This window comes from Sphingomonas sanguinis (assembly GCF_001476905.1).
GTDB lineage: Bacteria > Pseudomonadota > Alphaproteobacteria > Sphingomonadales > Sphingomonadaceae > Sphingomonas > Sphingomonas sanguinis_B.
The window spans coordinates 1-6,758 of record NZ_LDTE01000151.1 but is presented as its reverse complement, the minus strand read 5'-3'; the positions used below and the strand labels follow the sequence as shown (position 1 = coordinate 6,758).

Sequence of the window (6,758 nt, the reverse complement as noted above, 5' to 3'; positions counted from 1 at the left end):
GGGGACCGCCGCGAAGCGGTGGGGGAGGGGGATCGCCCCATAGGACGCCCCTTGTGGACGCCCCCCTCCGTCAGCGCTGACGCGCTGCCACCTCCCCGCGAGCGGGGAGGATTAGAGGCTGCTGCCCACCACCATGCACGCCAGCGCCATTAGCAATCCGGCAAAGCGGTTCGACCGGAACCGGTACAGCGCACCCGCGCCGTCGTCGGGTTGCAACGTCACCACCTGCCAAGCCAGATGCAGCGCAACCGGCACCAGGGCCGCGACCGCCAGCACGTCCGGTCGCACCAGCCAGATCGCCCCCGCCCAGCACAGCAGCGCCACCGCATAGAACGCCCCCACGCCCGGCTTCACATAGGCCCCCATGCGCAGCGCGGAGGAGCGGACGCCGATCATCGCATCGTCCTCGCGGTCCTGCAGCGCATAGATGGTGTCATACCCGATCACCCAGGCGATCGACCCGGCATAGAGCAGCCAGAGCGGCGCGGAGAGCGTTCCCGCCACCTCGGCCCAGCCGACCAGCGCGGCCCAGCTGAACACCAGGCCCAGCCACGCCTGCGGCCACCAGGTGATCCGCTTCATGAAGGGATAGGCGGCAACCGGCGCGAGGCTGGCGAGCGCGACGATCGCGGCCAGCGGACGCAACTGCACCAGCACGATCAGACCGATCAGGCACAGCGCGACCAGCCAGATCGCCGCCAGCTTCACCGACACCAGGCCGGAGGGGATCGGCCGCGCGCGGGTGCGGGCGACCTGAGCGTCCAGATCGCGGTCGACGATATCGTTGAGCACGCATCCCGCCCCCCGCATCGCGATCGAGCCGAGCAGGAACCACAGCACCAGTGCCCAGCGCTCCGGCACGCCCCCTGCCAGTGCGATGGCCCAGACACCCGGCCAGAAGAGCAGCCACCAGCCGATCGGCCGGTCGAACCGCGCCAGCAGGGCCAGGCCGCGCAGCCGGGGTGGCAAACGCCCCACCAGTCCCTTATGCTCGCTATCGGGCACGATCTCGATCGTCATGGCGCGTGGCCTATGGGGGCGGGGCGTGGCGCGCAAGCCCGTTCGCGGCTATCGTCGGGGCGTGATCCTCCCGCTGCCCCCTGTTTGATGATCGGCCTGTCGGTCGCGGTCGGCCGTTTCGTCGAGGCGCTGTTCTGGGCGATCCTGCGCGTGGCCGGGATGGTCGGCGGCGTGGTGCTGGGCGCCGCGCTGGCGATCGGTCTGGGCTGGTGGCTGATCCGCCGCCGCCGTTAGGCGGCCAGCGTCGCCCGCTGCGAGCGGAGGACATCCAGATTATGCTGGGCCAGATGGCTGCCGCGCCCGGCGACGCTGCCCTCCAGATCGGGGCGTTCGCCGATGGACAGGCAGCGTTCCCACGCGCTCTCGGCCAGCGGCAACCAATGGTCGAGCGCGCGCTGCGGCTCGGCCGTGGCGGCTTCCAGGAACAGGTCGCCCATCACGAAATAGAAATCGGGGGACCGCGCCCAGTGCGACATTTCGGTGTCCGCGATGGTCAGCGCGGCTTGCAGATGGCCGCTTCTGACGAACTGGTTGAGCGCGTTGATGACCAGATCGTGCCGCCAATTCGCCTCCGACGGTGTGGTGTCCAGCGCCTGGGCATAATAATCGCACGCCGACACATGGTCGCCACGCATCTGCGCGTCCTTTGCGACCTGATAGAGCAAGTACGGGCTCTCCGGCTGGTCGGCGAGATCGGCGAGCAGCAGCGGGGCGTAGCGATCCTTCTTCCGCTCCAGCTGCGGCGCCAGATCGCCGTCATGCCCGATATCGAGCGCAACGCGGTAGCGGGGCAGGACCGAGACGACCTGCTCGCGCACCCGCCCTGCGTAAAGGACGCCGCGCGGAATCACGCGGGTCATCCAGCTCCGCTGGACGGTCGCGCCCTCCGCCTCGTTATGGATGCACGGGCAGCCCAGCCGGTCGGTCGCCGACTCGCACCAGTCGCGAAGACCTTCGCCGCCGTCGATGATCCATTCATCGGCGTCGATGATGAGGTTCCAGTCGGCATCGGCCAGCGCCAACGCATGGTTGCGCGCCTCGGCGAAACTATCGGGCCAGGGGAGGTGATGAACCTCCGCGCCCAAGCCCTGAGCGATAGCGACCGTGTCATCGGTCGATCCGGTATCGAGCATGACTATCCGATCGACCCAGGGCGCGACGCTGGTCAGGCAGCGCGAGATGCAGCGCTCTTCGTTACGGACGATCAGCACAGCGGCGATCTCGATGGCATTGCGGGTCACGCGCGCGACTTTCACTTTTGGGGGCCAGCACCGGATGCACTGGCCCCCTGCGTTAAAGCGCACCATGGTTAGGAAAGTCTGAACGCCGGACTATTTTGCCAGCCGTCCATCCTCCAGCGCCGCCATCTCGAACGGAAAGAGCAGTTTAGGATCGGGCGCGTCGACCGAATCGGCGATGGTGGCGGGCGCGATGGCGTGCAGGATGTGGCGAATGATCGCGATTCGCGCATCCTTCTTGTCGTCGGCGCGCACGATATGCCACGGCGCAAAGGGGGTGTGGGTGCGGGTCAGCATGGTATCGCGCGCCGCCGAATATTCGGCCCATTTGGCCTGTGCGACCTTGTCCATGTCCGACACCTTCAGCGCCTTCAGCGGATCGGTGCGCCGCGCCTCCAGCCGCTTTTCCTGTTCCTTCTTGGTGATGTCGAGCCAGATCTTGACCAGCCTGATGCCGCTCTCGACCAGCATCCGTTCGAAATCGGGGGCGTCGCGCAGGAACGCTTCCTGTTCGGTGGCGGTGGAGAAGCCCATCACCACTTCCACGCCTGCCCGGTTGTACCAGCTGCGGTTGAAGATCACGATCTCGCCAGCGGCGGGCAGGTGCGTGGCGTAACGCTGAAAATACCATTGCGTGCGTTCGCGGTCGGACGGCTTGGGCAGCGCGACCACGCGGGTGGCGCGGACCGAGAGATGCTCGGTGATGCGCTTGATCGTCCCGTCCTTGCCCGCCCCGTCGCGGCCCTCCAGCACGATGACGACGCGCTCGTCCGATCCCGCCATCGCCATCTGCGTGCGGACCAGCGCGAGCTGCAGCGCCTCCAGTTCTTCCTGATAATGTTTCGCCATCGTCACCTCCTTTACGCGAAGGAACGCCCGAAATCGCAAAAGTGGCAAGCGCCGCGCGACCCGTGTAAGCGAGGCCCATGCCCGCTACCCCCGCCTGGCCGCCGCAATCCACCCCCCGCCTGTTCGTCGACCAGCCTTTGGCCGAAGGGCCGATCCGCATCGACGGTCCGGCGGCGCATTATCTGGTGTCGGTGATGCGCACCAAGGTCGGCGATCCGGTCAAGCTGTTCGACGACCGCAGCGGCGAATGGCTGGGCGTTGCCGCCTCGGTCGGCAAGCGCGACCTGACGCTCGACGTGACGACCCTGCTTCGCGAGCGGGAGGCGGTGCCCGATCTGTGGCTGTGCGCCGCGCCGCTGAAGAAGGGTCGGGTCGACTGGCTGGCGGAAAAGGCGTGCGAGCTGGGCGTCGCGCGTCTGGTGCCCGTCGTCACCCGTCGTACCGTCGTCGACAAGCCCAATACCGAACGCCTGCGTGCACACATGATCGAAGCCGCCGAGCAGTGCGGCCGCACGGCTTTGCCGGAGGTGGCCGAGCCGGTGAAGCTGGCGGCATGCCTGCGCGACTGGCCCGAGGGGCGTGCGCTGTTCTTCGCCGACGAGACCGGCGGCGTGCCCGCGCTGGAGGCGATGCGCGCACATAAGGGGCCGGCAGCGATCCTGATCGGCCCGGAAGGGGGCTTTGATGCCGAAGAACGCGAGGCGATCCGTGCGCACCCGTCCGCCATCGGCATCGGCCTGGGCCCCCGCATCCTGCGCGCCGATACGGCGGCGGCGGCGGCGGTGTCGCTGTGGATGGCGGCGGCGGGCGACTGGCGTTGATTCACCCTATGGCGCGGACGCTTCCGCGCGCGTAAGGCGCGGTTCATGAGCACCAAGTCCGAGAGCCTTGCCAAGGGCGCCATCATCGAGTCGCGCGACCAGCTGATCGCGAGCTTCGCGCGCGGCGAAAAGCCTAGCGACCGCTGGCGGATCGGCACGGAGCACGAGAAGTTCGTCTATGCGCTGGGCGACCATCATGCGCCGTCCTATGACGAAGCCTCGGGCATTCGCGCGCTGCTGGGCGAACTGGAGCAATATGGCTGGGCGCCGGTCATGGAGGGCGGCAACGTCATCGCGCTGACCGGCGCGGACGGCTCGATCAGCCTGGAGCCCGCCGGTCAGTTCGAGCTGTCGGGCGCGCCGCTCGACAATCTGCACCAGACCTGTGCCGAGACGGGCCGTCATCTGCAACAGGTGAAGGCGGCGGGCGACAAACTGGGCGTCGGTTTCCTGGGCCTGGGCATGTGGCCCGACAAGACCCGCGCCGAGCTGCCGATTATGCCCAAGGGGCGCTATGCGATCATGTTGCGCCATATGCCGCGTGTCGGGTCGCTCGGCCTCGACATGATGCTGCGGACCTCCACGATCCAGGTGAATCTGGATTACGCGTCCGAGGCGGACATGGTGAAGAAGTTCCGGGTCGGCTTGGCGCTCCAGCCGCTGGCGACCGCGCTGTTCGCCAACTCGCCCTTCACCGAAGGCAAGCCCAACGGCAAGCTCTCCTTCCGCAGCCATATCTGGTCGGACACCGACCCCGCGCGCACCGGCATGTTGCCCTTCGTGTTCGAGGACGGCTTCGGGTACGAGCGTTACGCCGACTATGCGCTCGATGTGCCGATGTACTTCGTCTATCGCGACGGCAAATATATCGACGCGGCTGGGCTGTCCTTCCGCGACTTCCTCAAGGGCGAGCTGTCGGTCCTGCCGGGCGAGCTTCCGACGATCGACGACTGGAACGATCACCTTTCGACCGCCTTCCCCGAGGTGCGGCTGAAGACGTTCCTGGAGATGCGCGGGGCCGATGGCGGCCCATGGAATCGCATCTGTGCGCTGCCCGCGCTCTGGGTTGGGCTACTCTATGATGACGCGGCGCTGGATGCGGCCTGGGATCTGGTCAAGGGCTGGTCGCTCGATGAACGGCAAGCGCTGCGCGACTCGGTGCCAGAACTGGCGCTGGATGCGCCGCTGCCGGGTGGCGGGCGTCTGCGCGACATTGCGGGCGAGGTGCTCGATATCGCCCACGCCGGACTGGCGGCCCGCGCGCGGCTCAACGGGGCGGGGGATAACGAGACCGGCTTCCTCGACCCGCTGCGCGAGATCGTGCGCTCGGGCAAGGTGCCCGCGCAGGTCCTGCTCGACCGCTATCATGGCGAGTGGGGCGGCGATATCTCGCGGGTCTATGGCGAGGCGAGCTTCTGACGCGGGGGTGATCCTTTCGACTTCGTTTGGACGAAGCGAAGCCCAAGGGGATTACTTCCGACCTAAAATCCAGCGGAAGAACCGCGGTACGACCCCGTACCGCTCCATCCAGTCATAATAATCCCGATAGGCTGGATCGGCCGACAGATGCCGCTCCTCGGTCCGGGCTCGCCAGTAGTAAATCCCGCTGACCACGCCCAGCAGCAGGGTGCTGCGCGCCGCATCCACCCAGGTCCCGGTCGACAGGATCGGGATCGTCGCGATCCACCAGAAGATGTTCTTCGACAGATAGGCCGGATGCCGCGACACCGCATAAGGTCCGTGGGTCAGGATGCCCCGGTGCGTCAGGTTGGAAAAGCGGACGCCGAACGCCACCGTCGACCAGGCATAGATGGCGGTCAGCCCGACCAGCACCACGCCGATTCCCGCCAGGATGACGGGATGCCCCGCAAACCAATAGCTCCACTCCGCCGTCCCCGGCCGGTAGTTGAGCGGGCCGTTGTCGCCCATCAGGATCGTCGGCGGATAGCAGATCAGCGCCGCCGCCCAGGCCGCCGCATAAGGGTTCGCCGAGCGGATATGCGCATCGAGCGGTCTCAGGGTCAGCATATAGCCGAGCGTCGCAAAGGCGACGTCGATCAGGAACATCAGGGTGATCAGCCAGTTGGCCAGCGCGACCGGATCGTGCAGCACCACCGACAGGTCACCACGCACGAACGCCCCGAACCCGCCGGGCACCACCCCCAGCATGAAGGGCAGGAAGAACGCCTTCACCGCCCAGGCGCGCAGGTGCGCATAGATCGCCTCGGCCTCGACACCCTTCTGCCCGGTCAGCCAAGCGCCCAGCATCCACGCGCCGTCCCGCGGCTCGACCAGCCGCCGGTCCAGCCAGATCACATAGGGAATGGAGAGCAGAAATAATAAGGGTGCGATCCAGCCCAGGCACTGCATGGCGAACAGGAAGATGCCCTGCCAATAGAATCGTCCGGTCGCGAAGATCAGCGCGATCCCCGCAAAGGTCGCCCAATACCCGACCAGCTTGGTCAGGCTGATGTCCAGCGTCTCGTGCGCGGGCCGGGGATGGGACCAATCGATGCCGGTCGACTTATGGCGATGCACCTTGTCGACCAGAATCGACCAGAGCAACATAGGCACCCCCGCGCACAGCAGATGGACGAGCGCCGCATAGGGCCCGTCGAGATGCCGCCACCACGCAAAGGCGATCCAGCTCAGCGATCCCATGATGCCGACCAGCCCGACGCTGTGACTGACGGCAGAGGCGGGGCGTGGTGGGTGCGGGGAGCGGGGCGGAAGATCGGCCATGGACTGCGGGCCTTAGCGCATTTCGGTAAGCAAGGCGTTAGGAGAGCGACCAATCCTCCCCGGTACGGGGAGGGGGACCGCCGCGAAG

7 protein-coding genes are annotated in these 6,758 nt (G+C 67.1%); 3 read left to right on the top strand and 4 right to left on the bottom strand.

What is annotated here, in order from left to right; genetic code table 11:
* Nucleotides 1–111: 111 nt before the first annotated feature.
* Complete coding sequence (gene ubiA, locus SB4_RS17855; RefSeq protein WP_058753655.1) at nt 112–1,020, bottom strand: 4-hydroxybenzoate octaprenyltransferase; 909 nt, start codon at nt 1,018–1,020, stop codon at nt 112–114.
* 12 nt (nt 1,021–1,032) lie between these two features.
* Here ubiA and SB4_RS20135 point away from each other — a divergent pair, with 12 nt between their 5' ends.
* Nucleotides 1,033–1,254 (top strand): hypothetical protein, encoded by a 222-nt coding sequence (locus SB4_RS20135; RefSeq protein ID WP_193753874.1) that lies wholly within the window; start codon nt 1,033–1,035, stop codon nt 1,252–1,254.
* On the opposite strand, the gene SB4_RS17850 is transcribed toward SB4_RS20135, so the two are convergent.
* Nucleotides 1,251–2,261 carry a glycosyltransferase family 2 protein gene (locus tag SB4_RS17850; protein WP_058753657.1) on the bottom strand — a complete coding sequence of 337 codons (1,011 nt, stop codon included), beginning with the start codon at nt 2,259–2,261 and terminating at the stop codon, nt 1,251–1,253. The two genes, SB4_RS20135 and SB4_RS17850, sit on opposite strands and share 4 nt — an antisense overlap.
* Nucleotides 2,262–2,351: 90 nt before the next feature.
* Complete coding sequence (ppk2, locus tag SB4_RS17845; protein WP_153006319.1) at nt 2,352–3,107, bottom strand: polyphosphate kinase 2; 756 nt, start codon at nt 3,105–3,107, stop codon at nt 2,352–2,354.
* A gap of 77 nt (nt 3,108–3,184) precedes the next feature.
* Here ppk2 and SB4_RS17840 point away from each other — a divergent pair, with 77 nt between their 5' ends.
* On the top strand, nt 3,185–3,928 hold the full coding sequence (locus SB4_RS17840) for a 16S rRNA (uracil(1498)-N(3))-methyltransferase (protein WP_058753653.1): 744 nt from the start codon (nt 3,185–3,187) through the stop codon (nt 3,926–3,928).
* A 45-nt stretch (nt 3,929–3,973) separates the two neighbouring features.
* Complete coding sequence (locus SB4_RS17835) at nt 3,974–5,347, top strand: glutamate--cysteine ligase (RefSeq protein WP_058753652.1); 1,374 nt, start codon at nt 3,974–3,976, stop codon at nt 5,345–5,347.
* A 51-nt stretch (nt 5,348–5,398) separates the two neighbouring features.
* Here SB4_RS17835 and SB4_RS17830 read toward each other — a convergent pair whose 3' ends face one another.
* Entirely contained in the window at nt 5,399–6,670 is a 1,272-nt protein-coding gene (locus tag SB4_RS17830; RefSeq protein ID WP_241488683.1) for a methyltransferase family protein, read from the bottom strand.
* Nucleotides 6,671–6,758: the final 88 nt, after the last annotated feature.

Bases quoted from the DNA above. Each gene is read 5' to 3' on its own strand.
- ubiA (WP_058753655.1), bottom strand. From the start codon at position 1,020: ATGACGATCGAGATCGTGCCCGATAGCGAGCATAAGGGACTGGTGGGG.
- SB4_RS20135 (WP_193753874.1), top strand. From the start codon at position 1,033: ATGGGGGCGGGGCGTGGCGCGCAAGCCCGTTCGCGGCTATCGTCGGGG.
- ppk2 (WP_153006319.1), bottom strand. From the start codon at position 3,107: ATGGCGAAACATTATCAGGAAGAACTGGAGGCGCTGCAGCTCGCGCTG.
- SB4_RS17840 (WP_058753653.1), top strand. From the start codon at position 3,185: ATGCCCGCTACCCCCGCCTGGCCGCCGCAATCCACCCCCCGCCTGTTC.
- SB4_RS17835 (WP_058753652.1), top strand. From the start codon at position 3,974: ATGAGCACCAAGTCCGAGAGCCTTGCCAAGGGCGCCATCATCGAGTCG.
- SB4_RS17830 (WP_241488683.1), bottom strand. From the start codon at position 6,670: ATGGCCGATCTTCCGCCCCGCTCCCCGCACCCACCACGCCCCGCCTCT.